General features: G+C 55.8%; 33 protein-coding genes. 32 read left to right on the top strand and 1 reads right to left on the bottom strand.

What is annotated here, in order from left to right; genetic code table 11:
• Nucleotides 1–17: 17 nt before the first annotated feature.
• The 32 genes from fusA (at nt 18) to bfr (ending at nt 19,455) form a co-directional block, all read left to right on the top strand.
• Nucleotides 18–2,123 carry an elongation factor G gene (fusA, locus tag ACYP2Q_RS21305; RefSeq protein ID WP_034148075.1) on the top strand — a complete coding sequence of 702 codons (2,106 nt, stop codon included), beginning with the start codon at nt 18–20 and terminating at the stop codon, nt 2,121–2,123.
• A gap of 30 nt (nt 2,124–2,153) precedes the next feature.
• Entirely contained in the window at nt 2,154–3,347 is a 1,194-nt protein-coding gene (gene tuf, locus ACYP2Q_RS21300; protein ID WP_008065716.1) for an elongation factor Tu, read from the top strand.
• A gap of 159 nt (nt 3,348–3,506) precedes the next feature.
• On the top strand, nt 3,507–3,818 hold the full coding sequence (gene rpsJ / locus ACYP2Q_RS21295; protein WP_003186070.1) for a 30S ribosomal protein S10: 312 nt from the start codon (nt 3,507–3,509) through the stop codon (nt 3,816–3,818).
• 80 nt (nt 3,819–3,898) lie between these two features.
• Nucleotides 3,899–4,534 carry a 50S ribosomal protein L3 gene (gene rplC, locus ACYP2Q_RS21290; RefSeq protein ID WP_003186059.1) on the top strand — a complete coding sequence of 212 codons (636 nt, stop codon included), beginning with the start codon at nt 3,899–3,901 and terminating at the stop codon, nt 4,532–4,534.
• Between the two features lie 12 nt (nt 4,535–4,546).
• Complete coding sequence (gene rplD / locus ACYP2Q_RS21285; protein ID WP_003228735.1) at nt 4,547–5,149, top strand: 50S ribosomal protein L4; 603 nt, start codon at nt 4,547–4,549, stop codon at nt 5,147–5,149.
• The gene (gene rplW / locus ACYP2Q_RS21280; protein WP_002555488.1) at nt 5,146–5,445 is read left to right on the top strand and encodes a 50S ribosomal protein L23; all 300 of its coding nucleotides are present in this window, start codon (nt 5,146–5,148) and stop codon (nt 5,443–5,445) included. Before rplD ends, rplW begins: the two co-directional genes overlap by 4 nt.
• 14 nt (nt 5,446–5,459) lie before the next feature.
• A complete protein-coding gene (gene rplB / locus ACYP2Q_RS21275) occupies nt 5,460–6,284 on the top strand; it encodes a 50S ribosomal protein L2 (RefSeq protein WP_003186055.1) in 825 nt (274 codons plus the stop codon).
• Between the two features lie 16 nt (nt 6,285–6,300).
• Nucleotides 6,301–6,576, top strand: a complete 276-nt coding sequence (gene rpsS, locus ACYP2Q_RS21270; RefSeq protein ID WP_002555486.1) for a 30S ribosomal protein S19 — start codon at nt 6,301–6,303, stop codon at nt 6,574–6,576.
• A gap of 11 nt (nt 6,577–6,587) precedes the next feature.
• Nucleotides 6,588–6,920: a 50S ribosomal protein L22 gene (gene rplV / locus ACYP2Q_RS21265; protein ID WP_003103908.1), complete on the top strand. Its 333-nt coding sequence runs from the start codon at nt 6,588–6,590 to the stop codon at nt 6,918–6,920.
• A gap of 13 nt (nt 6,921–6,933) precedes the next feature.
• A complete protein-coding gene (gene rpsC / locus ACYP2Q_RS21260; RefSeq protein ID WP_008065719.1) occupies nt 6,934–7,620 on the top strand; it encodes a 30S ribosomal protein S3 in 687 nt (228 codons plus the stop codon).
• A 12-nt stretch (nt 7,621–7,632) separates the two neighbouring features.
• Nucleotides 7,633–8,046 (top strand): 50S ribosomal protein L16, encoded by a 414-nt coding sequence (gene rplP, locus ACYP2Q_RS21255; protein ID WP_003228729.1) that lies wholly within the window; start codon nt 7,633–7,635, stop codon nt 8,044–8,046.
• On the top strand, nt 8,046–8,237 hold the full coding sequence (rpmC, locus tag ACYP2Q_RS21250; protein WP_002555481.1) for a 50S ribosomal protein L29: 192 nt from the start codon (nt 8,046–8,048) through the stop codon (nt 8,235–8,237). Before rplP ends, rpmC begins: the two co-directional genes overlap by 1 nt.
• Nucleotides 8,238–8,239: 2 nt before the next feature.
• Nucleotides 8,240–8,506, top strand: a complete 267-nt coding sequence (rpsQ, locus tag ACYP2Q_RS21245) for a 30S ribosomal protein S17 (protein ID WP_003176419.1) — start codon at nt 8,240–8,242, stop codon at nt 8,504–8,506.
• Nucleotides 8,507–8,529: 23 nt separating this feature from the next.
• A complete protein-coding gene (rplN, locus tag ACYP2Q_RS21240) occupies nt 8,530–8,898 on the top strand; it encodes a 50S ribosomal protein L14 (RefSeq protein ID WP_002555479.1) in 369 nt (122 codons plus the stop codon).
• A gap of 11 nt (nt 8,899–8,909) precedes the next feature.
• A complete protein-coding gene (gene rplX / locus ACYP2Q_RS21235; RefSeq protein ID WP_003186046.1) occupies nt 8,910–9,224 on the top strand; it encodes a 50S ribosomal protein L24 in 315 nt (104 codons plus the stop codon).
• A gap of 20 nt (nt 9,225–9,244) precedes the next feature.
• The gene (gene rplE / locus ACYP2Q_RS21230; protein WP_003210069.1) at nt 9,245–9,784 is read left to right on the top strand and encodes a 50S ribosomal protein L5; all 540 of its coding nucleotides are present in this window, start codon (nt 9,245–9,247) and stop codon (nt 9,782–9,784) included.
• Nucleotides 9,785–9,797: 13 nt separating this feature from the next.
• Nucleotides 9,798–10,103 (top strand): 30S ribosomal protein S14, encoded by a 306-nt coding sequence (gene rpsN / locus ACYP2Q_RS21225; RefSeq protein ID WP_003176414.1) that lies wholly within the window; start codon nt 9,798–9,800, stop codon nt 10,101–10,103.
• Between the two features lie 207 nt (nt 10,104–10,310).
• A complete protein-coding gene (gene rpsH, locus ACYP2Q_RS21220) occupies nt 10,311–10,703 on the top strand; it encodes a 30S ribosomal protein S8 (protein WP_008065722.1) in 393 nt (130 codons plus the stop codon).
• Nucleotides 10,704–10,715: 12 nt separating this feature from the next.
• Nucleotides 10,716–11,249 carry a 50S ribosomal protein L6 gene (gene rplF, locus ACYP2Q_RS21215; protein WP_003176412.1) on the top strand — a complete coding sequence of 178 codons (534 nt, stop codon included), beginning with the start codon at nt 10,716–10,718 and terminating at the stop codon, nt 11,247–11,249.
• A 10-nt stretch (nt 11,250–11,259) separates the two neighbouring features.
• Complete coding sequence (gene rplR, locus ACYP2Q_RS21210; RefSeq protein WP_003186037.1) at nt 11,260–11,610, top strand: 50S ribosomal protein L18; 351 nt, start codon at nt 11,260–11,262, stop codon at nt 11,608–11,610.
• Between the two features lie 3 nt (nt 11,611–11,613).
• Entirely contained in the window at nt 11,614–12,114 is a 501-nt protein-coding gene (gene rpsE / locus ACYP2Q_RS21205; protein WP_003186035.1) for a 30S ribosomal protein S5, read from the top strand.
• Between the two features lie 2 nt (nt 12,115–12,116).
• Nucleotides 12,117–12,293 carry a 50S ribosomal protein L30 gene (gene rpmD / locus ACYP2Q_RS21200; protein WP_003176408.1) on the top strand — a complete coding sequence of 59 codons (177 nt, stop codon included), beginning with the start codon at nt 12,117–12,119 and terminating at the stop codon, nt 12,291–12,293.
• Between the two features lie 3 nt (nt 12,294–12,296).
• Nucleotides 12,297–12,734: a 50S ribosomal protein L15 gene (gene rplO, locus ACYP2Q_RS21195; protein WP_003228720.1), complete on the top strand. Its 438-nt coding sequence runs from the start codon at nt 12,297–12,299 to the stop codon at nt 12,732–12,734.
• Nucleotides 12,735–14,063, top strand: coding sequence for a preprotein translocase subunit SecY (gene secY / locus ACYP2Q_RS21190; protein ID WP_003228718.1), 1,329 nt, complete (start codon nt 12,735–12,737; stop codon nt 14,061–14,063).
• Nucleotides 14,064–14,087: 24 nt separating this feature from the next.
• A complete protein-coding gene (rpmJ, locus tag ACYP2Q_RS21185) occupies nt 14,088–14,204 on the top strand; it encodes a 50S ribosomal protein L36 (protein WP_002555468.1) in 117 nt (38 codons plus the stop codon).
• A gap of 130 nt (nt 14,205–14,334) precedes the next feature.
• The gene (rpsM, locus tag ACYP2Q_RS21180) at nt 14,335–14,691 is read left to right on the top strand and encodes a 30S ribosomal protein S13 (RefSeq protein WP_009045849.1); all 357 of its coding nucleotides are present in this window, start codon (nt 14,335–14,337) and stop codon (nt 14,689–14,691) included.
• Between the two features lie 30 nt (nt 14,692–14,721).
• On the top strand, nt 14,722–15,111 hold the full coding sequence (gene rpsK / locus ACYP2Q_RS21175) for a 30S ribosomal protein S11 (RefSeq protein WP_002555466.1): 390 nt from the start codon (nt 14,722–14,724) through the stop codon (nt 15,109–15,111).
• An 18-nt stretch (nt 15,112–15,129) separates the two neighbouring features.
• On the top strand, nt 15,130–15,750 hold the full coding sequence (rpsD, locus tag ACYP2Q_RS21170; RefSeq protein WP_003176404.1) for a 30S ribosomal protein S4: 621 nt from the start codon (nt 15,130–15,132) through the stop codon (nt 15,748–15,750).
• A 22-nt stretch (nt 15,751–15,772) separates the two neighbouring features.
• On the top strand, nt 15,773–16,774 hold the full coding sequence (locus tag ACYP2Q_RS21165) for a DNA-directed RNA polymerase subunit alpha (protein ID WP_007970428.1): 1,002 nt from the start codon (nt 15,773–15,775) through the stop codon (nt 16,772–16,774).
• Nucleotides 16,775–16,816: 42 nt separating this feature from the next.
• Nucleotides 16,817–17,203 carry a 50S ribosomal protein L17 gene (rplQ, locus tag ACYP2Q_RS21160; protein WP_007970429.1) on the top strand — a complete coding sequence of 129 codons (387 nt, stop codon included), beginning with the start codon at nt 16,817–16,819 and terminating at the stop codon, nt 17,201–17,203.
• A 183-nt stretch (nt 17,204–17,386) separates the two neighbouring features.
• Entirely contained in the window at nt 17,387–18,841 is a 1,455-nt protein-coding gene (locus ACYP2Q_RS21155; RefSeq protein WP_459732304.1) for a catalase, read from the top strand.
• Nucleotides 18,842–18,990: 149 nt separating this feature from the next.
• Nucleotides 18,991–19,455 carry a bacterioferritin gene (gene bfr / locus ACYP2Q_RS21150; protein ID WP_007970123.1) on the top strand — a complete coding sequence of 155 codons (465 nt, stop codon included), beginning with the start codon at nt 18,991–18,993 and terminating at the stop codon, nt 19,453–19,455.
• 64 nt (nt 19,456–19,519) lie between these two features.
• Here bfr and uvrA read toward each other — a convergent pair whose 3' ends face one another.
• A complete protein-coding gene (gene uvrA, locus ACYP2Q_RS21145) occupies nt 19,520–22,354 on the bottom strand; it encodes an excinuclease ABC subunit UvrA (RefSeq protein ID WP_323607757.1) in 2,835 nt (944 codons plus the stop codon).
• Between the last annotated feature and the right edge of the window lie 124 nt (nt 22,355–22,478).

The raw sequence follows: 22,478 nt of genomic DNA, 5'->3' as shown, positions 1-22,478 counted from the left end.
CAATTTGCGAGGGCTTTATGGCTCGTACTACACCGATTAACCGCTACCGTAACATTGGTATCGTTGCTCACGTGGATGCTGGTAAAACCACCACCACCGAGCGCGTCCTTTTTTACACTGGCAAAAGCCACAAGATGGGCGAAGTGCATGACGGCGCTGCGACCACTGACTGGATGGTTCAGGAGCAGGAGCGTGGTATTACCATTACTTCTGCTGCCATTACCGCCTTCTGGCAGGGTTCGGCCAAGCAGCACAAAGACCAATACCGCTTCAACGTCATCGATACCCCGGGCCACGTAGACTTCACCATTGAAGTTGAGCGTTCCCTGCGCGTACTCGACGGCGCTGTCGTTGTGTTCTGTGGCACTTCCGGCGTTGAGCCGCAGTCCGAAACCGTATGGCGTCAAGCCAACAAGTACGGTGTTCCACGTATCGTTTACGTGAACAAGATGGACCGTGCTGGCGCGAACTTCCTGCGCGTGATCGCTCAGATCAAGCAGCGTCTGGGTCACACTCCGGTGCCGATCCAGTTGGCTATCGGTTCCGAAGATAACTTCCAGGGTCAGATCGATCTGATGACCATGGAAGCGGTTTACTGGAACGATGCTGACAAGGGCATGACTCCACGTCGCGAAGCCATCCCTGCTGAACTGCAGGAACTGGCTGAAGAGTGGCGCAGCAATATGGTTGAGGCTGCGGCTGAAGCCAGCGAAGAGCTGATGAACAAGTACCTCGAGGGCGAAGAGCTCACCATCGAGGAAATCAAGGCCGCTCTGCGTCAGCGTACTATCGCTGGTGAAATCGTCCTGGCTGTTTGCGGTTCTTCCTTCAAGAACAAGGGTGTTCCCCTGGTTCTCGACGCCGTTATCGACTACCTGCCGGCTCCAGTCGACATTCCTGCTATCAAGGGTTCCAACCCTGATAACGAGGAAGAAATGATGGAGCGTCATGCAGACGACAACGAGCCGTTCTCGGCTCTGGCGTTCAAGATCGCTACCGACCCATTCGTGGGTACCTTGACCTTCGTCCGCGTTTACTCGGGCGTGTTGGCCTCCGGCGACGGCGTGATCAACTCGGTTAAAGGCAAGAAAGAGCGCGTGGGTCGTATGGTGCAAATGCACGCAAACGCCCGTGAAGAGATCAAGGAAGTACGCGCTGGCGACATCGCGGCCCTGATCGGCATGAAGGATGTCACCACTGGTGAAACCCTCTGCAACGCTGACAAGCCAATCATCCTGGTTCGCATGGACTTCCCGGAGCCGGTTATTTCGGTTGCCGTAGAGCCTAAGACCAAGGATGACCAGGAAAAAATGGGTATCGCTCTGGGCAAACTTGCTCAGGAAGACCCGTCTTTCCGCGTCAAAACTGATGAAGAGACTGGTCAAACGATCATCTCCGGCATGGGCGAGCTGCACCTGGACATCCTGGTTGACCGGATGCGCCGTGAGTTCAACGTCGAAGCCAACATCGGTAAGCCTCAAGTTTCGTATCGTGAGCGCATCACGAAGAATTGCGAAATCGAAGGCAAGTTCGTTCGCCAGTCCGGCGGTCGTGGCCAGTTCGGTCACTGCTGGATCCGTTTTGCGCCTGCTGACGAAGGTCAGGAAGGTCTGCAATTCGTGAACGAAGTAGTGGGTGGTGTGGTTCCTAAGGAATACATCCCGGCTATCCAGAAGGGTATCGAAGAGCAGATGAAGAACGGCGTAGTTGCCGGCTATCCGCTGATCGGCCTGAAGGCTACCGTGTTTGATGGTTCTTACCACGACGTCGACTCGAACGAGATGGCGTTTAAGGTGGCTGCTTCCATGGCGACCAAGCAACTGGCCCAGAAGGGCGGTGGTGAGTTGCTCGAGCCGATCATGGCGGTAGAGGTTGTTACGCCTGAAGACTATATGGGTGACGTGATGGGCGACCTGAACCGTCGTCGCGGCATGATTCTGGGTATGGAAGATACGGTTTCCGGTAAGGTTATCCGTGCTGAAGTTCCATTGGGCGAGATGTTCGGTTATGCGACCGACGTTCGTTCGATGTCCCAGGGTCGCGCAAGCTACTCTATGGAATTCAAAAAATACAATACGGCTCCGTCGCACATCGTCGAAACCGTTACCAAAAAACAAGGCTGATTCAGTCCTTTAGGCAAGGAGTTAATTGTCGTGGCTAAAGAAAAATTTGATCGTTCCCTACCGCACGTAAACGTTGGCACCATCGGCCACGTTGACCACGGTAAAACCACTCTGACCGCTGCTCTGACTCGCGTCTGCTCCGAAGTTTTCGGTTCGGCCGTAGTTGAATTCGACAAGATCGACAGCGCTCCAGAAGAAAAAGCTCGTGGTATCACCATCAATACCGCGCACGTCGAGTACAACTCGAACATTCGTCACTACGCTCACGTTGACTGCCCAGGTCACGCTGACTACGTGAAGAACATGATCACCGGTGCTGCCCAGATGGACGGCGCGATCCTGGTTTGCTCGGCCGCTGATGGTCCGATGCCACAAACCCGTGAGCACATCCTGCTGTCCCGTCAGGTAGGCGTTCCGTACATCGTGGTTTTCCTGAACAAGGCTGACCTGGTAGACGACGCTGAGCTGCTGGAACTGGTTGAGATGGAAGTTCGCGACCTGCTGTCCACCTACGACTTCCCGGGCGACGACACTCCGATCATCATCGGTTCTGCTCGTATGGCGCTGGAAGGCAAAGACGACAACGAAATGGGCACCACTGCCGTTCGTAAGCTGGTTGAAACTCTGGACACCTACATCCCAGAGCCAGAGCGTGCTATCGACAAGCCATTCCTGATGCCAATCGAAGACGTATTCTCGATCTCGGGTCGTGGTACTGTTGTGACTGGTCGTATCGAGCGCGGTATCGTTCGCGTTCAAGATGCACTGGAAATCGTTGGTCTGCGTGACACCACCACCACCACCTGCACCGGTGTTGAGATGTTCCGCAAGCTGCTCGACGAAGGTCGTGCTGGCGAGAACTGCGGCGTTCTGCTGCGTGGCACCAAGCGTGACGACGTTGAGCGTGGTCAGGTTCTGGTTAAGCCAGGTTCGGTTAAGCCGCACACCAAGTTCACCGCAGAAGTTTACGTTCTGAGCAAGGAAGAAGGCGGTCGTCACACTCCGTTCTTCAAAGGCTACCGTCCACAGTTCTACTTCCGTACTACTGACGTGACCGGTAACTGCGAACTGCCAGAAGGCGTTGAAATGGTAATGCCAGGTGATAACATTCAGATGACTGTTACCCTGATCAAAACCATCGCAATGGAAGACGGTCTGCGCTTCGCTATCCGTGAAGGCGGCCGTACCGTTGGTGCTGGCGTTGTAGCTAAAATCATCGAGTAAGCATCTCTTTTGAGATAGCTTCGATGCTTTGAAAAGGCCCCCGCTCAGCGGGGGCCTTTTTTATTGGGTTGACACCTATCTGGGGCGTCTATAGAATTGCGCCTCCTTTTAACGGGCGTATTGCGCCCGGTGGGAATAGCAGCCGGAGTCTGAAATCCAATGCAAAATCAGCAAATCCGTATCAGGTTGAAGGCTTTTGACCATCGCCTGATCGACCAATCCACCCAGGAAATCGTGGAAACCGCGAAACGTACTGGTGCTCAAGTGCGTGGTCCAATTCCACTGCCTACCCGTAAAGAGCGGTTCACCGTTCTGGTCTCCCCGCACGTCAACAAAGACGCGCGTGACCAGTACGAGATCCGTACTCATAAGCGCGTTCTGGACATCGTCCAGCCAACGGATAAAACCGTTGATGCACTTATGAAGCTTGATCTTGCGGCCGGTGTGGAAGTGCAGATCAGCCTCGGCTAAGACTCGGTCTTAGTCGTGTAACGCTCTGAAATGGGCGGCCATAGCGGGTGAAAGCCCCGTACACTCATGAGGTTTACAACATGACTATTGGTGTAGTCGGTCGTAAATGCGGTATGACCCGTATTTTCACCGAAGAAGGTGTCTCCATTCCGGTCACGGTCATTGAGATCGAACCGAATCGCGTCACCCAGTTCAAAACTGAAGAGACCGATGGCTATCGTGCAGTGCAAGTCACTGTCGGCGAGCGTCGTGCTTCGCGTGTAACAGCAGCTCAGGCTGGCCACTTCGCCAAGGCGAACGTTGCCGCTGGTCGTACCGTAATGGAATTCCGCCTTGAAGAAGGCGAGTACCAGGCCGGCGATCTGATCAACGCTGAAATCTTCGCCGCTGGTCAACTGGTTGATGTAACCGGTCAGTCCAAAGGTAAAGGCTTCCAGGGTACGATCAAGCGTTGGAATTTCCGCGGGCAAGATAACACCCACGGTAACTCCGTATCCCACCGCGTTCCAGGCTCTATCGGCCAGTGCCAGACTCCTGGTCGTGTATTCAAGGGCAAAAAAATGTCCGGTCATATGGGCGCTGAGCGCGTGACCGTGCAGTCCCTCGAAGTAGTGCGCGTGGACGCTGAACGCAATCTGTTGTTGGTCAAGGGCGCTGTTCCTGGCGCTACTGGCGGCAACTTGGTTGTACGTCCAGCAGCCAAGGCTCGCGGTTAAGGGGAAGCTGACATGCAATTAAATGTAAATGACGCTCAAGCGATCGAAGTTTCCGAACTGACATTTGGCGGCGAATTCAACGAGACGCTGGTTCACCAAGCAGTCGTAGCCTACATGGCTGGCGGTCGTCAGGGTTCCAAGCAGCAAAAGACCCGTTCCGACGTTCGTGGTGGCGGTAAGCGCCCATGGCGTCAGAAAGGTACTGGCCGTGCTCGTGCCGGTACTATCCGTAGCCCAATCTGGCGTGGCGGCGGTACCACTTTCGCAGCTCGTCCTCAGGATCACTCCCAGAAGCTGAACAAGAAGATGTATCGCGCAGCAATGCGTTCCATCCTTGCTGAGCTGGTGCGTACTGATCGTCTGGTCGTGGTTCAGGATTTCGCCGTTGAAACGCCGAAAACCAAAGACCTGCTGGGCAAGCTGAACAACATGAGCCTGACCGACGTTCTGATCGTGTCGGACGCTGTTGATCAGAACCTGTACCTGGCTGCTCGTAACCTGCCACACGTAGATGTACGTGACGTGCAAGGTTCCGATCCAGTTAGTCTGATCGCATACGACAAGGTGTTGATCACCGTGTCGGCCGTGAAGAAATTCGAGGAGCTGCTGGGATGAACCAGGAACGCGTATTTAAAGTTCTGCTTGGCCCGCACGTTTCCGAGAAGGCTACGGTTCTGGCAGACAAGAAAGGCCAGTTCGTTTTCAAGGTTGCTACTGACGCAACCAAGCTGGAAATCAAGAAGGCCGTCGAAAGCCTGTTCAGCGTGAAAGTAGAGCGTGTTACTACCCTGAATGTTCTGGGTAAGAGCAAGCGCACTGCTCGCGGTCTGGGCAAGCGTAATGACTGGAAGAAGGCAGTTATCTCCCTTCAGCCAGGCCAAGATCTCGATTTCAGCAGCAGTGCTGAGTAAGGAAGGGGTGCATCATGGCAATCGTTAAATGCAAACCGACTTCCCCTGGCCGCCGTTTTGTGGTCAAGGTGGTCAACCAGGAGCTGCATAAAGGCGCTCCTCACGCACCGCTGCTCGAGAAGAAGTCGAAGTCTGGTGGTCGTAACAACAATGGCCGTATTACCACTCGTCACATCGGTGGTGGTCATAAGCAGCATTATCGTCTGGTCGACTTCCGTCGTAACGACAAAGATGGCATCGCTGCCACTGTCGAGCGTATCGAATACGATCCAAACCGTACTGCTCACATCGCTCTGCTGCTGTACGCAGATGGCGAGCGTCGCTACATCATCGCCCCTAAAGGCGTGAGTGCTGGCGACCAGCTGATCGCAGGCGCACTGGCTCCAATCAAGCCAGGCAACGCTCTGCAACTGCGTAACATTCCAGTTGGTAGCACCGTACACGGCATCGAATTGAAGCCAGGTAAAGGCGCTCAGATCGCTCGTTCCGCTGGTGCTTCGGCTCAGCTGATCGCTCGTGAAGGCGTTTACGTGACCCTGCGTCTGCGTTCTGGTGAGATGCGTAAAGTGCTGGCTGAATGCCGCGCGACCCTGGGCGAAGTCTCGAACTCCGAGCACAGCCTGCGTTCGCTGGGTAAAGCTGGTGCCAAACGCTGGCGTGGCGTTCGCCCAACCGTTCGTGGTGTTGCCATGAACCCGGTTGACCACCCACATGGTGGTGGTGAAGGTCGTACCTCTGGTGGTCGTCATCCGGTATCGCCATGGGGCTTCCCGACTAAGGGCGCGAAGACTCGTGGTAATAAGCGTACCGACAAAATGATCGTCCGTCGTCGCAAGTAAATAGAGGGATACGACAGTGCCACGTTCTCTGAAAAAAGGTCCTTTTATCGATCTTCACCTACTGAAGAAGATCGAAGTGGCGGCGGAAAAGAACGATCGCAAACCGGTGAAAACCTGGTCGCGTCGTTCGATGATCCTGCCACAAATGGTCGGTCTGACCATCGCAGTACACAACGGTCGTCAACACGTCCCAGTTCTCGTTAACGAAGACATGGTCGGCCACAAACTGGGCGAGTTCGCCGGTACCCGCACTTATCGTGGGCACGTGGCAGACAAGAAAGCCAAGCGTTAAGGGGTTAGGAAATGGAAGTAGCCGCTAAGTTGTCGGGCGCTCGAATCTCCGCCCAGAAAGCCCGCTTGGTCGCCGACCAGATCCGCGGGAAGAAGGTGGGCGAAGCGCTCAACCTGTTGGCTTTCAGCAGTAAGAAAGCCGCCGAGATCATGAAGAAAGTGCTGGAGTCGGCCGTAGCCAACGCCGAGCATAACGAAGGCGCAGACGTTGATGACCTGAAGGTCAGCACCGTTTTCGTCAACGAAGGGCGTTCGCTGAAGCGCATCATGCCACGTGCCAAAGGCCGTGCTGATCGCATCGTCAAGCGGTCTTGCCATATCACTGTCAAGGTTGCTGACAAGTAACGGAGTCGAAGAGATGGGTCAGAAAGTACATCCCATTGGCATTCGCCTGGGAATCGTCAAGGAGCACACCTCCGTCTGGTACGCAGACGGTCGGACTTATGCGGACTATTTGCTCGCAGATCTGAAGGTGCGTGAGTATCTCCAAGACAAACTAAAAAGCGCGTCCGTAAGCCGTATCGATATCCATCGTCCGGCTCAAACTGCACGCATCACCATCCACACCGCTCGTCCAGGTATCGTTATCGGGAAGAAAGGTGAAGATGTTGAGAAACTGCGCCAGGACCTGACCAAGCAAATGGGTGTGCCTGTGCACATCAATATCGAAGAGATCCGCAAGCCGGAGCTCGACGGTATGCTGGTTGCGCAGAGCGTAGCTCAGCAGCTGGAGCGTCGCGTAATGTTCCGTCGCGCTATGAAGCGCGCTGTTCAGAACGCCATGCGCATTGGTGCCAAAGGCATCAAAATCCAAGTGAGCGGTCGTCTCGGCGGTGCTGAAATCGCACGTACTGAATGGTATCGCGAAGGTCGTGTGCCATTGCACACCCTGCGTGCCGACATCGACTATGCCAACTACGAAGCTCACACCACCTACGGTGTGATCGGTGTAAAGGTTTGGATCTTCAAAGGCGAAGTAATTGGTGGTCGCCAAGAAGAACTGAAACCACAAGCACCAGCGCCTCGTAAAAAAGCTGCTAAGTAAGGGGTACGCCAAATGTTGCAACCAAAGCGTACGAAGTTCCGCAAGCAAATGACTGGTCACAACCGTGGCCTGGCATTGCGCGGTAGCAAAGTCAGCTTCGGCGAGTTCGCGCTGAAGTCTGTAGCTCGTGGTCGTCTCACCGCTCGTCAGATCGAGTCAGCGCGTCGTGCTCTGACCCGTCACGTAAAACGTGGCGGCAAGATCTGGATCCGTGTATTCCCGGACAAGCCGATCTCCAAAAAGCCTCTCGAGGTTCGGATGGGTAAAGGTAAGGGTAACGTGGAATACTGGGTTGCCCAGATTCAGCCAGGCAAAGTCCTGTATGAAATCGAGGGTGTTTCTGAAGAGCTGGCGCGTGAGGCTTTCGCCCTGGCTGCTGCAAAGCTGCCGCTCGCCACCTCCTTTGTTAAACGGACGGTGATGTGATGAAAGCGAATGAACTTCGTGAAAAATCCGCACAGCAGCTGAACGAGCAACTGCTCGGCCTGCTGCGCGACCAGTTCAATCTGCGTATGCAGAAAGCAACTGGCCAGTTGGGGCAGTCTCATCTGCTCTCGCAAGTTAAGCGTGACATCGCTCGCGTGAAGACTGTGCTCAACCAGCAGGCAGGTAAGTAATCATGGCTGAAGCCGAAAAAACTGTCCGTACGCTGACTGGCCGTGTTGTCAGCGACAAGATGGACAAAACCATCACCGTTCTGATCGAGCGTCGCGTTAAGCACCCGATCTACGGTAAATACGTTAAGCGTTCGACTAAGCTGCACGCGCACGACGAAACCAATCAGTGCCACATCGGCGACAAAGTCACTATTCGTGAAACTCGTCCTTTGGCCAAGACCAAGTCTTGGGCGCTGGTTGATGTTCTCGAACGCGCTGTGGAAGTCTAAGGACTAGGGGTCGGAGAAATTATATGATTCAGACTCAATCCATGCTCGATGTGGCCGATAACAGCGGCGCTCGCCGTGTTATGTGCATCAAGGTGCTGGGTGGCTCCCATCGTCGTTACGCTGGTATCGGTGACATCATCAAAGTTACCGTCAAGGAAGCAATTCCTCGCGGTAAAGTGAAAAAAGGCCAAGTGATGACTGCTGTTGTAGTCCGCACTCGTCACGGCGTACGTCGTGCTGATGGCTCCATTATCCGCTTTGATGGCAACGCTGCTGTTCTTCTGAACAACAAGCAAGAGCCGATCGGCACCCGTATCTTTGGGCCAGTGACCCGTGAACTTCGTACTGAGAAGTTCATGAAGATCGTCTCGCTCGCCCCAGAAGTGCTGTAAGGAGATCCGACATGCAAAAGATTCGTCGTGACGACGAGATCATCGTGATCGCCGGCAAAGACAAAGGTAAGCGCGGTAAGGTGCTGAAGGTTCTTGCTGACAACCGTCTGGTTGTTGGTGGTCTGAACCTGGTCAAGCGTCATACCAAGCCTAACCCGATGTCGGGCGTACAAGGCGGTATCGTCGAGAAAGAAGCGCCACTGCACGCTTCTAACGTAGCCATCTTCAACGGCGAAACCAACAAGGCTGACCGCGTTGGTTTCAAAGTAGAAGACGGTAAGAAAATTCGTGTCTTCAAGTCGACCCAAAAAGCGGTTGATGCTTGAACACTGCTAGGTAGAAGACCATGGCACGACTAAAAGAGATTTACCGGAAGGAAATCGCTCCGAAACTTAAGGAAGAACTTAAGCTTTCGAACGTGATGGAAGTTCCGCGCGTTACCAAAATCACCCTGAACATGGGTCTGGGCGAAGCGATCGGCGACAAAAAAGTCATCGAGCACGCTGTTGCTGACCTGGAAAAGATCACCGGCCAGAAAGTCGTTGTGACCTACGCTCGCAAATCCATCGCTGGCTTCAAAGTCCGTGAAGGTTGGCCGATCGGCGTCAAAGTGACCCTGCGCCGTGAGCGTATGTATGAGTTCCTGGATCGTCTGCTGTCGATCTCCCTGCCTCGGGTTCGCGACTTCCGCGGCCTGAATGCCAAGTCCTTCGATGGTCGTGGCAACTACAGCATGGGCGTGAAAGAGCAGATCATCTTCCCGGAAATCGACTACGACAAGATCGATGCTCTCCGCGGTCTGGACATCACCCTGACCACCACTGCCAAGAACGATGATGAAGGCCGCGCTCTGCTGCGTGCGTTCAAATTCCCGTTCCGCAACTGATTGGAGTAGGACCATGGCCAAGATGAGCATGAAAAACCGCGAGCTGAAGCGTCAGCTCACGGTTGCCAAGTACGCCAAGAAGCGTGCAGCACTGAAAGCTATCATCGTTGATCTGAACGCAAGTCCAGAAGCACGTTGGGAAGCTACAGTAGCCCTGCAGAAGCAGCCACGTGACGCAAGCGCTTCGCGCATGCGTAACCGCTGCCGCCTGACCGGTCGTCCACACGGCGTTTACCGCAAGTTCGGCCTTGGCCGTAACAAACTGCGTGAAGCGGCAATGCGTGGTGACGTACCAGGTCTGGTTAAAGCCAGCTGGTAAGTACTGTCAAAGTCTCGGTGCGAAGGTTCGCAAGAACCTGACCGCCGGTGGCCTTGAATCTGGAACAAGCCCCTTTTGGGGCTTGTTTCATTTCCGGACTGTGTCTAGAATACCCGGCTCGCCTGAGCCCGTGTTTTTTACCCGGAGATTCTCGGCGACACGTAGTAGCCGCAAGGCTAATTTTTCTGTATTAGGAGCGTCTAGCCCATGAGTATGCAGGACCCGTTAGCGGACATGCTAACTCGAATCCGTAATGCCCAGATGGCTGAAAAGTCCGTCGTAAGCATGCCATCTTCCACGTTGAAGGTAGCTGTTGCCAAAGTCCTGAAGGACGAAGGCTACATCGCGGGTTATCAGATCAGCAGCGAAACCAAACCACTGCTGTCTATCGAGCTGAAATACTTCGAAGGCCGTCCGGTTATCGAAGAAGTGAAGCGCGTTAGCCGTCCAGGCCTGCGTCAGTACAAGTCCGTCGATGATCTGCCAAAAGTTCGTGGCGGTCTCGGTGTGTCTATCGTCTCCACCAACAAGGGTGTGATGACTGATCGTGCTGCGCGCGCTGCCGGTGTCGGCGGCGAAGTTCTTTGCACTGTGTTCTAAGGGGGGATAAGCATGTCTCGCGTCGCTAAGAACCCCGTTAAGCTGCCAGCCGGCGTCGAAGTAAAATTCGCAGGCCAACAGCTTTCGGTGAAGGGTGCCAAGGGCACTCTCGAACTGAACATCCATTCGTCCGTTGAGATCGTTGAAGAAGCTGGTGAGCTGCGTTTCGCTGCTCGCAATGGCGATCAACAAACTCGCGCAATGGCTGGTACCACTCGTGCGTTGGTAAACAACATGGTCCAAGGCGTAAGCCAAGGCTTCGAGCGCAAGCTCCAGCTGGTCGGTGTTGGTTACAAAGCGCAAGCAAAAGGCACAGTGCTGAACCTGGCTCTTGGCTTCTCGCATCCAGTGGATTACGAACTGCCGGAAGGCATCACCGCTGAGACTCCTAGCCAGACCGATATCCTGATCAAGGGCATCGACAAGCAGCTGGTAGGTCAAGTGGCCGCCGAGATCCGCGACTTCCGTCCACCAGAGCCGTACAAAGGCAAAGGTGTGCGCTACGCGGACGAAGTCGTCCGTCGTAAAGAAGCCAAGAAGAAGTAGGGCATAGCAAATGACCGACAAAAAAGTTACTCGACTGCGTCGCGCTCGCAAAGCACGCCTGAAAATGCACGAACTCGAAGTCGTGCGTCTCTGCGTGTTCCGCTCTTCGCAGCACATCTACGCCCAGGTCATTTCGGCCGACGGCAACAAAGTCCTGGCAAGCGCCTCGACTTTGGATAAAGAACTGCGTGATGGCGCCACTGGCAACATCGACGCGGCCACTAAGGTTGGCCAGCTGGTCGCTACGCGTGCTAAGGCCGCTGGCGTCTCGCAGGTGGCTTTCGACCGCTCTGGCTTCAAGTACCACGGCCGCGTTAAAGCGCTGGCTGATGCTGCTCGTGAAGCTGGGCTGGAGTTCTAAGTTATGTCAAATAACGACCAAAAGCGCGACGAAGGCTACATCGAGAAGCTGGTTCAAGTTAACCGCGTAGCCAAAACCGTTAAAGGCGGCCGTATCTTCACTTTCACCGCGTTGACCGTGGTTGGTGATGGTAAAGGGCGTGTTGGCTTCGGCCGTGGCAAGTCGCGTGAAGTGCCTGCTGCGATCCAGAAGGCAATGGAAGCTGCTCGCCGCAACATGATCCAGGTTGATCTGAACGGCACCACCCTGCAGTACGCAATGAAGTCCGCCCATGGCGCTTCGAAGGTGTACATGCAGCCTGCTTCTGAAGGTACCGGTATCATCGCTGGCGGCGCAATGCGTGCCGTTCTCGAAGTTGCTGGCGTTCAGAACGTTCTGGCCAAGTGCTACGGCTCGACTAACCCTGTAAACGTGGTTCACGCCACTTTCAAGGGTCTGAAGGCTATGCAATCTCCTGAATCCATTGCCGCCAAGCGTGGCAAAAGCGTCAAGGAGATCTTCTGATCATGGCTACCGTTAAAGTTACGCTGATCAAAAGCATGACCGGCCGCATCCCTAACCACAAACTGTGCGTTAAGGGTCTGGGTCTGCGTCGCATCGGTCACACTGTAGAAGTCCAGGATACTCCCGAGAATCGCGGGATGATCAACAAGGCTTACTACATGCTGCGTGTCGAGGGTTAATCGATGAAACTCAATGATCTGAGTCCAGCGCCGGGTTCCCGTCGCGAAAAGCATCGTCCGGGCCGTGGTATCGGTAGTGGTTTGGGTAAGACTGGTGGCCGTGGTCACAAAGGTCAGACTTCCCGCTCCGGTGGCACCATTGCTCCAGGCTTTGAAGGCGGTCAACAGCCGCTGCATCGTCGCCTGCCGAAGTTCGGTTTCGTTTCCCTGAAAGCCATGGACCGCGCAGAAGTGCGTCTGTCCGAGCTGGCTAAAGTGGAAGGCGACATCGTCACCGTGCAGTCCCTGAAAGATGCCAACGTGATCAACGTCAACGTACAGCGCGTGAAAATCATGCTGTCCGGTGAAGTGACTCGCGCTGTCACTATCGGCAAGGGAATCGGCGCCACCAAAGGTGCGCGTGCGGCTATCGAAGCAGCTGGCGGCAAGTTCGAGGAATAAATGGCTAAGCAAGGTGCTCTCTCTGCGCTCGGCAAAGGCGGTATGTCTGAACTCTGGGCTCGTCTGCGTTTTCTGTTCCTGGCGATTATCGTCTACCGAATAGGCGCACACATCCCGGTTCCAGGTATCAACCCGGACCGACTCGCGGACCTGTTTCGACAGAATGAGGGGACCATTCTTAGCTTGTTCAACATGTTTTCCGGCGGCGCGCTGGAACGGATGAGCATCTTTGCACTGGGGATCATGCCGTACATTTCGGCATCGATCATCATGCAACTGATGACCGCCGTCAGCCCGCAGCTGGAGCAGTTGAAGAAGGAAGGTGAAGCTGGCCGTCGCAAGATCAGCCAGTACACCCGCTACGGCACTGTCGTCCTCGCTCTCGTCCAGGCTATTGGCATGTCCATTGGTCTGGCGGGGCAGGGCGTTGCGTTCACTGGTGACTTTGGCTTCCATTTCGTCGCGGTATCCACTTTTGTGGCTGGTGCGATGTTCATGATGTGGCTGGGTGAGCAGATTACTGAGCGTGGTGTTGGCAACGGTATCTCGATGTTGATTTTTTCGGGTATCGTCGCCGGTCTTCCGAGAGCGATCGGGCAGTCTTTCGAGTCTGCGCGTCAGGGTGATATCAACATCTTCGCCCTGGTTGCCATCGGTTTGCTGGCAGTAGCGATTATCGGTTTCGTGGTGTTCATTGAGCGTGGTCAGCGTCGTATTGCTGTTCACTACGCCAAGCGTCAGCAGGGCCGCAAGGTCTTCGCTGCACAAACAAGCCACTTGCCGCTGAAGGTGAACATGGCCGGTGTTATTCCGGCTATTTTCGCGAGCAGCATTTTGCTGTTCCCGGCTTCGTTGGGTGCCTGGTTCGGTCAGTCTGAAGGTATGGGCTGGTTGCAGGACATCTCGCAGTCGATCGCTCCTGGTCAGCCGTTGAATATTCTGCTGTTTAGTGCAGGGATTATTTTCTTCTGCTTCTTCTATACGGCGTTGATGTTCAATCCGAAAGACGTAGCGGAAAACCTGAAGAAGTCCGGTGCCTTTATTCCGGGCATCCGTCCAGGTGAGCAGTCTGCGCGCTACATTGATGGCGTTCTGACTCGCTTGACCATGTTCGGTGCTCTTTACATGACGGCCGTGTGCCTGTTGCCCCAGTTCCTGGTGGTTGCAGCCAACGTTCCGTTCTACCTTGGCGGGACCTCGTTGCTGATCGTCGTCGTGGTTGTGATGGACTTCATGTCCCAAGTACAATCGCACCTCGTTTCGCACCAGTACGAATCCCTGATGAAGAAAGCCAACCTGAAGGGTTACGGCAGCGGCATGCTGCGCTGACCCATAAGGTTCGAGGAGTTGGTGATGAAAGTTCGTGCATCGGTGAAAAAGCTGTGCCGTAACTGCAAGATTATTCGCCGCGAAGGTGTTGTTCGAGTAATTTGCAGCGCGGAACCGCGTCACAAACAGCGCCAAGGCTGAGTGTGATTGTGCTTCAAGCCCGGCAGCTAGTGCGCTGCCGGGTTGATTATTTGTTATTACAGCGATATTATCTCGCGCCCTATTTCTTGGCTTCCGGGGCGTAGGTAGCTGTCAATTGGAGTCCCACTGAATGGCCCGTATTGCAGGCGTTAACATTCCAGATAACAAGCATACTGTTATCTCGCTGACCTACATCTATGGTGTTGGTCGCACTACTGCACAGAAAATTTGTGCAGAGACTGGGGTAAACCCAGCAGCAAAGATCAAAGATCTGAGCGACGAGCAGATTGAACAGCTGCGTGGCGAAGTGGCGAAGTTCACCACTGAAGGTGACCTGCGTCGCGAAATCAACATGAAAATCAAGCGCTTGATGGACCTCGGTTGCTATCGCGGTCTGCGTCATCGTCGTGGTCTGCCAGTACGCGGTCAGCGTACCAAGACCAACGCGCGTACCCGTAAAGGTCCGCGTAAGCCGATCCGCAAGTAATCGCCCCAGCGAATCGACAGGAAAATTATCATGGCAAAACCTGCTGCTCGTCCTCGTAAAAAAGTTAAAAAGACAGTGGTTGATGGCATCGCCCACATCCATGCATCTTTTAACAACACCATCGTGACCATTACCGACCGTCAAGGTAACGCTCTTTCCTGGGCTACCTCCGGTGGTTCGGGTTTCCGCGGTTCCCGCAAGTCCACCCCGTTTGCTGCTCAAGTAGCTGCTGAACGTGCTGGTCAAGCTGCGCTGGAATACGGCCTGAAAAACCTCGACGTAAACGTCAAAGGTCCAGGTCCAGGTCGTGAATCCGCAGTCCGCGCTTTGAACGGCTGTGGCTACAAGATCGCCAGCATCACCGACGTGACGCCAATCCCGCACAACGGGTGCCGTCCGCCGAAGAAGCGCCGCGTGTAATCCAGGAGATTGTAAAGAATGGCTCGTTACATTGGTCCAAAATGCAAACTCGCTCGTCGCGAAGGCACCGATCTCTTTCTGAAGAGCGGCGTGCGCGCGATCGAATCGAAGTGCAACATTGAAGCAGCACCTGGTATCCACGGCCAACGCCGCGGTCGCCAGTCCGACTACGGCACCCAACTGCGTGAAAAGCAGAAGGTCCGTCGTATCTACGGCGTTCTCGAGCGTCAATTCAGCGGCTACTACAAAGAAGCTGCTGGCAAGAAAGGTGCAACCGGTGAAAACCTGCTGCAACTGCTCGAATGCCGTCTGGACAACGTTGTATACCGTATGGGCTTTGGTTCGACTCGTGCCGAATCCCGTCAGCTGGTATCGCACAAGTCGATCAGCGTAAACGGTCAGACCGTTAACGTTCCGTCCTACCAGGTTCGTGCTGGTGACGTGGTCGCTGTTCGCGAGAAAGCAAAAAACCAACTTCGCATTGTCCAAGCTCTCGATCTGTGTGCCCAACGTGGCCGCGTAGAATGGGTAGAAGTAGACACTGAGAAGAAGTCGGGCGTTTTCAAGAACGTTCCAGCTCGCAGTGATCTGTCCGCCGACATCAACGAAAGCCTGATTGTCGAGCTCTACTCCAAGTAAGGGCTAGAAAATAGGTGCATCCATGCAGATTTCGGTAAATGAGTTCCTGACACCTCGCCACATTGATGTGCAAGTTGTCAGTCCAACCCGCGCCAAGATCACGCTCGAGCCTCTCGAGCGTGGCTTTGGCCACACCCTGGGCAACGCGCTGCGCCGCATCCTGTTGTCCTCAATGCCCGGCTGTGCAGTAGTCGAGGCCGAGATTGACGGTGTGCTCCACGAGTACAGCGCCATCGAAGGTGTACAGGAAGACGTAATTGAAATCCTGTTGAACCTTAAAGGTCTGGCTATCAAGCTGCACGGCCGTGACGAAGTTACGCTGACCTTGTCGAAGAAGGGTTCGGGGGTGGTTACCGCTGCCGATATTCAGCTGGATCATGATGTCGAGATCGTTAATCCCGATCACGTAATCGCTAACCTGGCGTCTAACGGCGCCCTGAACATGAAGCTCGTAGTAGCTCGTGGTCGTGGTTATGAACCGGCAGACTCGCGTCAGAGCGATGAAGACGAAAGCCGCAGCATCGGTCGCTTGCAGCTTGACTCTTCGTTCAGCCCGGTTCGCCGTATCGCATACGTGGTGGAAAACGCCCGTGTCGAACAGCGTACTAACCTGGACAAGCTGGTTATTGATCTGGAAACCAACGGTACCCTGGATCCTGAAGAGGCTATCCGCCGTGCTGCAACCATCCTGCAACAGCAGTTGGCTGCGTTCGTCGACCTCAAAGGTGACAGTGAGCCAGTGGTTGTCGAGCAGGAAGACGAGATCGATCCGATCCTGCTTCGCCCGGTTGACGATCTGGAACTGACTGTACGTTCGGCTAACTGCCTTAAGGCGGAAAACATCTACTACATCGGCGACCTGATTCAGCGTACCGAAGTAGAGCTGTTGAAGACTCCGAACCTGGGCAAGAAATCCTTGACTGAAATCAAGGACGTTCTGGCCTCCCGCGGTCTGTCCCTCGGCATGCGCCTCGACAACTGGCCGCCTGCAAGTCTTAAGAAGGACGACAAGGCGACTGCCTGATCGTCGTAATCACCGAACGTAGTGTTTGGTAAGGAATGAACCATGCGTCATCGTAAAAGTGGTCGTCACCTGAGCCGCACCAGCTCGCACCGCAAGGCCATGTTCCAAAACATGGCGGTGTCGCTGTTCGAGCACGAGCTGATCAAAACTACTCTGCCAAAAGCTAAAGAACTGCGCCGCGTTGCCGAGCCGCTGATCACTTTGGCCAAGACAGATAGCGTTGCTAACCGCCGTCTGGCTTTCGACCGTACTCGTTCGAAAGCTATCGTTGGTAAGCTCTTCAACGACCTGGGCAAGCGTTACGCTACCCGTGAGGGTGGCTACCTGCGCATCCTCAAGTGCGGTTTCCGCGCTGGCGACAACGCGCCTATGGCGTACGTCGAGTTGGTTGATCGTGCTACTGCTGGCGAAGCTGTATCTGCCGAGTAAGACGTCAGTCTGAAACAAGGAACCGGGCCTAGTGCCCGGTTTTTTGTGCGCGTTCGAAAAGTCCTATTAGGTATTCTCTATCGATTGCCATGGGTTAATGAATTGGAAGCTGTCATCTAGTTCGTCAATACTCCCTCTCAGCCGATTAGCCGGCCGTTTGAGACTGACAAAGGATGAGATCCCATGAGCCAAAGCAAAACGCTAACCACTGCAAGTGGCGCACCCGTCGCTGACAACCAGAATTCTCGCTCCGCCGGCCCGCGTGGCCCGCTGCTGCTCGACGATTTTCACCTGATCGAGAAGCTGGCCCACTTCAACCGCGAAAATATCCCGGAACGCCGTGTGCACGCCAAAGGCTCAGGCGCCTACGGTACCTTTACCGTTACTCGCGATATCACCCAATACACCAGCGCCAAGTTGTTCGAGACAGTTGGCAAGCAAACGCCAACCTTTCTGCGGTTCTCCACTGTCGGTGGTGAGCGCGGTTCGGCGGATACCGAGCGCGATCCGCGCGGTTTTGCGTTGAAGTTCTACACCGAGGAAGGCAACTGGGACATTGTTGGCAACAACACGCCGGTGTTCTTCATTCGTGATCCGCTGAAATTCCCGGACTTTATCCACACCCAGAAGCGCCTGCCGCAAAGCAACCTGAAAAGCGCACAGGCGATGTGGGACTTCTGGTCGCACTCTCCTGAGGCGCTGCACCAGGTCACCATCCTGTTTTCCGATCGAGGCATTCCCGACGGCTACCGTCACATGCACGGCTTCGGTAGCCACACCTACAGCCTGATCAACGCCAATGGCGAGCGTCATTGGGTCAAATGGCACTACAAGACCAAGCAGGGGATCAAGAATCTCGCGCCTGCAGAGGCCGCGCGCCTGGCAGGTACCGATCCGGATTACGCCCAGCGCGACTTGTTCGAAGCCATTCTGCGTGGTGACTTTCCGAAATGGCGTGTGTGTATCCAGATCATGACCGAGGCCCAGGCTGCAGCGCACTACGAGAACCCATTCGACGTGACCAAGACTTGGTCGCAGAAGGAATTCCCGTTGATCGAAGTCGGCGAGTTGGAACTCAATCGCAATCCACTGAACTACTTTGCCGAAGTCGAGCAAGCCGCGTTCGGCCCAAGCAACATGGTGCCAGGCGTCGGTCTGTCGCCAGATCGCATGCTGCAAGGTCGTGTGTTCGCTTACGCGGATGCGCACCGCTACCGTGTCGGCACCAATCACCAGCAGTTGCCGGTCAACGCGCCACGAAGCCCGGTGAACACCTATCAGCGCGATGGCTCGATGGCTTTCGGCAGCAATGGTGGGGCGGCACCGAACTACGAGCCCAATAGCTACATCGAGTCGCCAAAACAGGCGCCTCGTTACGCCGAGCCTGCGCTGGCCTTGAGCGGTGCGGCCGATCGCTACGATCATCGTGAAGACACCGACTACTACAGCCATGCCGGCGCGCTGTTCCGCCTGATGAGTGACGAGCAGAAAGCGCTGCTGGTTCATAACATCGCTGGAGCCATGTCGGGTGTTTCAAGCGACGTCGTCGATCGCCAGTTGCAGCACTTCTTCAAGGCCGATCCCGCGTATGGAGAAGCAATTGCAACGCTGCTCAACGTACAGCTTAACGAAGTCTAAATGAGAAGCAGAACCGCCCTTGTTTGGGCGGTTTTTGCGTTATTTAAGCTGCTTTTCTCAGAATATCTTCGCTTTTATTGCGTCTTCCCAGTGACGTTATGGTCAGGTTGGTTCAAACTACAGACTTTCAAGCAGGGAGATGTAGGGCGATGCAAGGCCACCCAGACGTTATCGATTACCTCAACACGTTGCTGACCGGCGAACTGGCCGCGCGTGATCAATATTTCGTCCACTCGCGGATGTATGAGGACTGGGGTTTCACCAAGCTCTACGAACGAATCAACCACGAGATGGAAGAGGAAGCAGGGCACGCTGATGCACTCATGCGCCGAATCCTGATGCTCGAAGGCACGCCGCGGATGCGTCCGGACGATCTCGATGTGGGCACCACGGTGACAGAGATGCTCGAAGCTGACCTGCGCCTGGAGTACAAGGTCCGTGCCGCGCTGTGCAAGGGCATCAAGCTCTGCGAGCAGCACAAGGACTATGTCAGCCGCGAAATGCTGCGGGTCCAGTTACACGACACCGAAGAAGATCACACCTACTGGCTCGAGAAGCAGTTGGGCCTGATCAAGTTGATCGGTCTCGAGAATTACCTGCAATCCCACGCCTGATTGCGGCGAATACAAAAAGCCCCTGTCACTGATGAAGTGACAGGGGCTTTTTCATGGGGCCCGATTAAGCCCGGTCGCGCTCCAGCAAAGGCTTGAGGTAGTAACCGGTGTGAGACTGTTTCATCTCGGATACTTCCTCAGGCGTACCGACGGCAATGATCTGCCCGCCCTTGGAACCACCTTCCGGCCCCAGGTCTACCAGCCAGTCAGCGGTCTTGATCACGTCGAGGTTATGCTCGATCACCACCACGGTGTTGCCGTGGTCGCGCAGGCGATGCAACACGTCCAGCAATTGCTGGATGTCCGCGAAGTGCAGGCCGGTAGTGGGTTCGTCGAGGATATACAGGGTCTTGCCGGTATCACGCTTGGACAGCTCGCGGGACAGTTTCACCCGCTGGGCTTCACCGCCGGACAGCGTGGTCGCCGATTGCCCCAGCTTGATGTACGAGAGGCCGACGTCCATCAGTGTTTGCAGCTTGCGCGCCAGGGCCGGTACCGCATCGAAGAACTCCCGGGCTTCCTCGATGGTCATCTCGAGGGTTTCATGGATGCTCTTGCCCTTGTACTTGATCTCGAGGGTTTCACGGTTGTAGCGCTTGCTCTTGCAGACATCGCAGGGCACATAGATGTCCGGCAGGAAGTGCATTTCCACCTTGATCAACCCATCACCCTGGCAGGCCTCGCAGCGTCCGCCCTTGACGTTGAAGGAGAAGCGCCCAGGGCCATAACCGCGAGAGCGGGATTCCGGCACGCCGGCAAACAGCTCGCGAATCGGAGTGAACAGGCCGGTGTAGGTGGCCGGATTGGAACGCGGCGTACGACCGATGGGGCTCTGGTCGATGTCGACGACCTTGTCCAGATGCTCCAGGCCCTTGATGCTGTCGTGAGCGGCAGCTTCGAGGGTGGTTGCACCGTTGAGTGCCGTGGCGCTCAGCGGAAAGAGCGTATTGTTGATCAGCGTCGACTTGCCTGAACCGGACACGCCGGTCACGCAGGTCAGCAGGCCGATCGGGATCTCCAGGTCGACATTGCGCAGGTTGTTGCCACGGGCGCCCTTGAGTGTCAGTGAAAGCTTCTTGTTGCGTGGCGTACGCTTGGCCGGCACCGCGATCTTCACCCGGCCCGACAGGTACTTGCCGGTCAGGGAGTCGGGATGCGCCATTACCTCGGCCGGCGTACCTTCAGCGACGATGTGCCCACCGTGAACCCCCGCGCCCGGGCCGATATCCACGACATAGTCGGCCAGGCGAATCGCATCTTCATCGTGCTCGACCACGATCACCGTGTTGCCGATGTCTCGCAGGTGTTTCAGGGTGCCGAGCAACCGGTCGTTATCGCGCTGGTGCAGGCCGATCGAGGGTTCGTCGAGGATGTACAGCACGCCGACCAGGCCGGCGCCAATTTGGCTGGCCAGGCGAATGCGCTGGGCTTCACCACCGGACAGGGTGTCCGCGCTCCGATCCAGCGACAGATAATCGAGGCCGACGTTGACCAGGAACTGCAGGCGTTCGCGAATTTCCTTGAGGATCTTGTCGGCAATCTCGCCACGACGGCCAGTCAGCTTCAACCCACCGAAATAGTCGCAGGCATCGCCGATGGGCAGGTTGGTCACCGCCGGCAGGGTTTTCTCGCCGACCCACACATGCCGTGCCTCGCGACGCAGGCGGGTGCCGCGGCAATCTGGGCAGGACTGGGTGCTGAGGAACTTGGCCAGCTCTTCGCGCACCGAGGCCGACTCGGTTTCGCGGTAGCGACGTTCCAGGTTCGGCACGATGCCTTCGAACGGGTGCGAGCGCTTGACGATATCGCCCCGGTCATTCAGGTACTTGAAGTCGACATTTTGCGAACCGCTGCCGTGCAGGATGCTCTTCTGCTGATCGGCCGGCAGTTCGTTGAACGGCACTTCCAGGCTGAACTTGTAGTGGGAGGCCAACGAGCCGAGCATCTGGAAGTAATAGACGTTGCGCCGGTCCCAACCGCGAATCGCACCTTCGGCCAGGGTGAGTTCACCATTGACCAGGCGCTTGATGTCGAAGAACTGCTTCACCCCCAGGCCGTCGCAGGTCGGGCAGGCGCCGGCCGGGTTGTTGAAGGAAAACAGCTTGGGTTCAAGTTCGCTGATGGCATGCCCGCAGATCGGGCAGGCGAAGCGTGCGGAGAAGATCATCTCTTCACCCGGCTCGTCGTCCATCGGCGCCACCAGGGCGATGCCGTCTGCCAGCTTCAGCGCGGTCTCGAAGGATTCGGCCAGGCGCTGTTGCAGGTCGGCACGCACCTTGAAACGGTCGACCACGACATCGATGGTATGTTTTTTCTGCTTGTCGAGCTTGGGCGCTTCATCAAGCTCATACAGCTTGCCGTTGATCCGGGCACGGACGAAACCTTGGGCGCGCAGCTCTTCGAAGACTGAGAGGTGCTCACCTTTGCGCTCGCGGATGACCGGGGCCAGCAGCATGAGCTTGCTGCCTTCAGGTTCGGCGAGGACCAGGTCGACCATCTGGCTGACGGTCTGTGCTTCCAGGGGAATGTCGTGATCCGGGCAGCGTGGAATGCCGACGCGTGCATACAGCAGGCGCAGGTAGTCGTAGATTTCGGTGATGGTGCCGACGGTCGAGCGCGGGTTGTGCGAGGTCGACTTCTGTTCGATGGAGATCGCCGGCGACAGGCCTTCAATGGTGTCGACGTCAGGTTTTTCCATCATCGACAGGAACTGCCGGGCATAGGCCGACAGCGACTCGACATAACGGCGCTGGCCTTCGGCGTACAGCGTGTCGAACGCCAGGGAGGACTTGCCGGAGCCGGACAGGCCGGTGATGACGATCAGCTTGTCCCTTGGCAGGGTCAGGTCGATGTTCTTCAGGTTGTGGGTTCGGGCCCCACGAATCAGGATCTTGTCCAAAGTGGCCTCGCTCGGCGGGCGTCGAAAACGTAGGAGTATACGGCCAAATACTGGATGGATGCACACTATCGAATACTGGTTTTGTCGCCTTACATGAAAGCTCTGTCATCTACACGTGGCAAAG

The sequence above is a fragment of the Pseudomonas sp. MHK4 genome (assembly GCF_054600775.1).
The sequence above is the reverse complement of the archived record's forward strand: the minus strand, read 5'-3'. Positions and strand labels throughout refer to the sequence as shown.

What these genes read in the sequence shown, in the direction of transcription:
- fusA (WP_034148075.1), top strand. Translation starts at nt 18, where the DNA reads ATGGCTCGTACTACACCGATTAACCGCTACCGTAACATTGGTATCGTT.
- rpsJ (WP_003186070.1), top strand. Translation starts at nt 3,507, where the DNA reads ATGCAAAATCAGCAAATCCGTATCAGGTTGAAGGCTTTTGACCATCGC.
- rplC (WP_003186059.1), top strand. Translation starts at nt 3,899, where the DNA reads ATGACTATTGGTGTAGTCGGTCGTAAATGCGGTATGACCCGTATTTTC.
- rplD (WP_003228735.1), top strand. Translation starts at nt 4,547, where the DNA reads ATGCAATTAAATGTAAATGACGCTCAAGCGATCGAAGTTTCCGAACTG.
- rplW (WP_002555488.1), top strand. Translation starts at nt 5,146, where the DNA reads ATGAACCAGGAACGCGTATTTAAAGTTCTGCTTGGCCCGCACGTTTCC.
- rplB (WP_003186055.1), top strand. Translation starts at nt 5,460, where the DNA reads ATGGCAATCGTTAAATGCAAACCGACTTCCCCTGGCCGCCGTTTTGTG.
- rplV (WP_003103908.1), top strand. Translation starts at nt 6,588, where the DNA reads ATGGAAGTAGCCGCTAAGTTGTCGGGCGCTCGAATCTCCGCCCAGAAA.
- rpsC (WP_008065719.1), top strand. Translation starts at nt 6,934, where the DNA reads ATGGGTCAGAAAGTACATCCCATTGGCATTCGCCTGGGAATCGTCAAG.
- rplP (WP_003228729.1), top strand. Translation starts at nt 7,633, where the DNA reads ATGTTGCAACCAAAGCGTACGAAGTTCCGCAAGCAAATGACTGGTCAC.
- rpmC (WP_002555481.1), top strand. Translation starts at nt 8,046, where the DNA reads ATGAAAGCGAATGAACTTCGTGAAAAATCCGCACAGCAGCTGAACGAG.
- rpsQ (WP_003176419.1), top strand. Translation starts at nt 8,240, where the DNA reads ATGGCTGAAGCCGAAAAAACTGTCCGTACGCTGACTGGCCGTGTTGTC.
- rplN (WP_002555479.1), top strand. Translation starts at nt 8,530, where the DNA reads ATGATTCAGACTCAATCCATGCTCGATGTGGCCGATAACAGCGGCGCT.
- rplX (WP_003186046.1), top strand. Translation starts at nt 8,910, where the DNA reads ATGCAAAAGATTCGTCGTGACGACGAGATCATCGTGATCGCCGGCAAA.
- rplE (WP_003210069.1), top strand. Translation starts at nt 9,245, where the DNA reads ATGGCACGACTAAAAGAGATTTACCGGAAGGAAATCGCTCCGAAACTT.
- rpsN (WP_003176414.1), top strand. Translation starts at nt 9,798, where the DNA reads ATGGCCAAGATGAGCATGAAAAACCGCGAGCTGAAGCGTCAGCTCACG.
- rpsH (WP_008065722.1), top strand. Translation starts at nt 10,311, where the DNA reads ATGAGTATGCAGGACCCGTTAGCGGACATGCTAACTCGAATCCGTAAT.
- rplF (WP_003176412.1), top strand. Translation starts at nt 10,716, where the DNA reads ATGTCTCGCGTCGCTAAGAACCCCGTTAAGCTGCCAGCCGGCGTCGAA.
- rplR (WP_003186037.1), top strand. Translation starts at nt 11,260, where the DNA reads ATGACCGACAAAAAAGTTACTCGACTGCGTCGCGCTCGCAAAGCACGC.
- rpsE (WP_003186035.1), top strand. Translation starts at nt 11,614, where the DNA reads ATGTCAAATAACGACCAAAAGCGCGACGAAGGCTACATCGAGAAGCTG.
- rpmD (WP_003176408.1), top strand. Translation starts at nt 12,117, where the DNA reads ATGGCTACCGTTAAAGTTACGCTGATCAAAAGCATGACCGGCCGCATC.
- rplO (WP_003228720.1), top strand. Translation starts at nt 12,297, where the DNA reads ATGAAACTCAATGATCTGAGTCCAGCGCCGGGTTCCCGTCGCGAAAAG.
- secY (WP_003228718.1), top strand. Translation starts at nt 12,735, where the DNA reads ATGGCTAAGCAAGGTGCTCTCTCTGCGCTCGGCAAAGGCGGTATGTCT.
- rpmJ (WP_002555468.1), top strand. Translation starts at nt 14,088, where the DNA reads ATGAAAGTTCGTGCATCGGTGAAAAAGCTGTGCCGTAACTGCAAGATT.
- rpsM (WP_009045849.1), top strand. Translation starts at nt 14,335, where the DNA reads ATGGCCCGTATTGCAGGCGTTAACATTCCAGATAACAAGCATACTGTT.
- rpsK (WP_002555466.1), top strand. Translation starts at nt 14,722, where the DNA reads ATGGCAAAACCTGCTGCTCGTCCTCGTAAAAAAGTTAAAAAGACAGTG.
- rpsD (WP_003176404.1), top strand. Translation starts at nt 15,130, where the DNA reads ATGGCTCGTTACATTGGTCCAAAATGCAAACTCGCTCGTCGCGAAGGC.
- ACYP2Q_RS21165 (WP_007970428.1), top strand. Translation starts at nt 15,773, where the DNA reads ATGCAGATTTCGGTAAATGAGTTCCTGACACCTCGCCACATTGATGTG.
- rplQ (WP_007970429.1), top strand. Translation starts at nt 16,817, where the DNA reads ATGCGTCATCGTAAAAGTGGTCGTCACCTGAGCCGCACCAGCTCGCAC.
- ACYP2Q_RS21155 (WP_459732304.1), top strand. Translation starts at nt 17,387, where the DNA reads ATGAGCCAAAGCAAAACGCTAACCACTGCAAGTGGCGCACCCGTCGCT.
- bfr (WP_007970123.1), top strand. Translation starts at nt 18,991, where the DNA reads ATGCAAGGCCACCCAGACGTTATCGATTACCTCAACACGTTGCTGACC.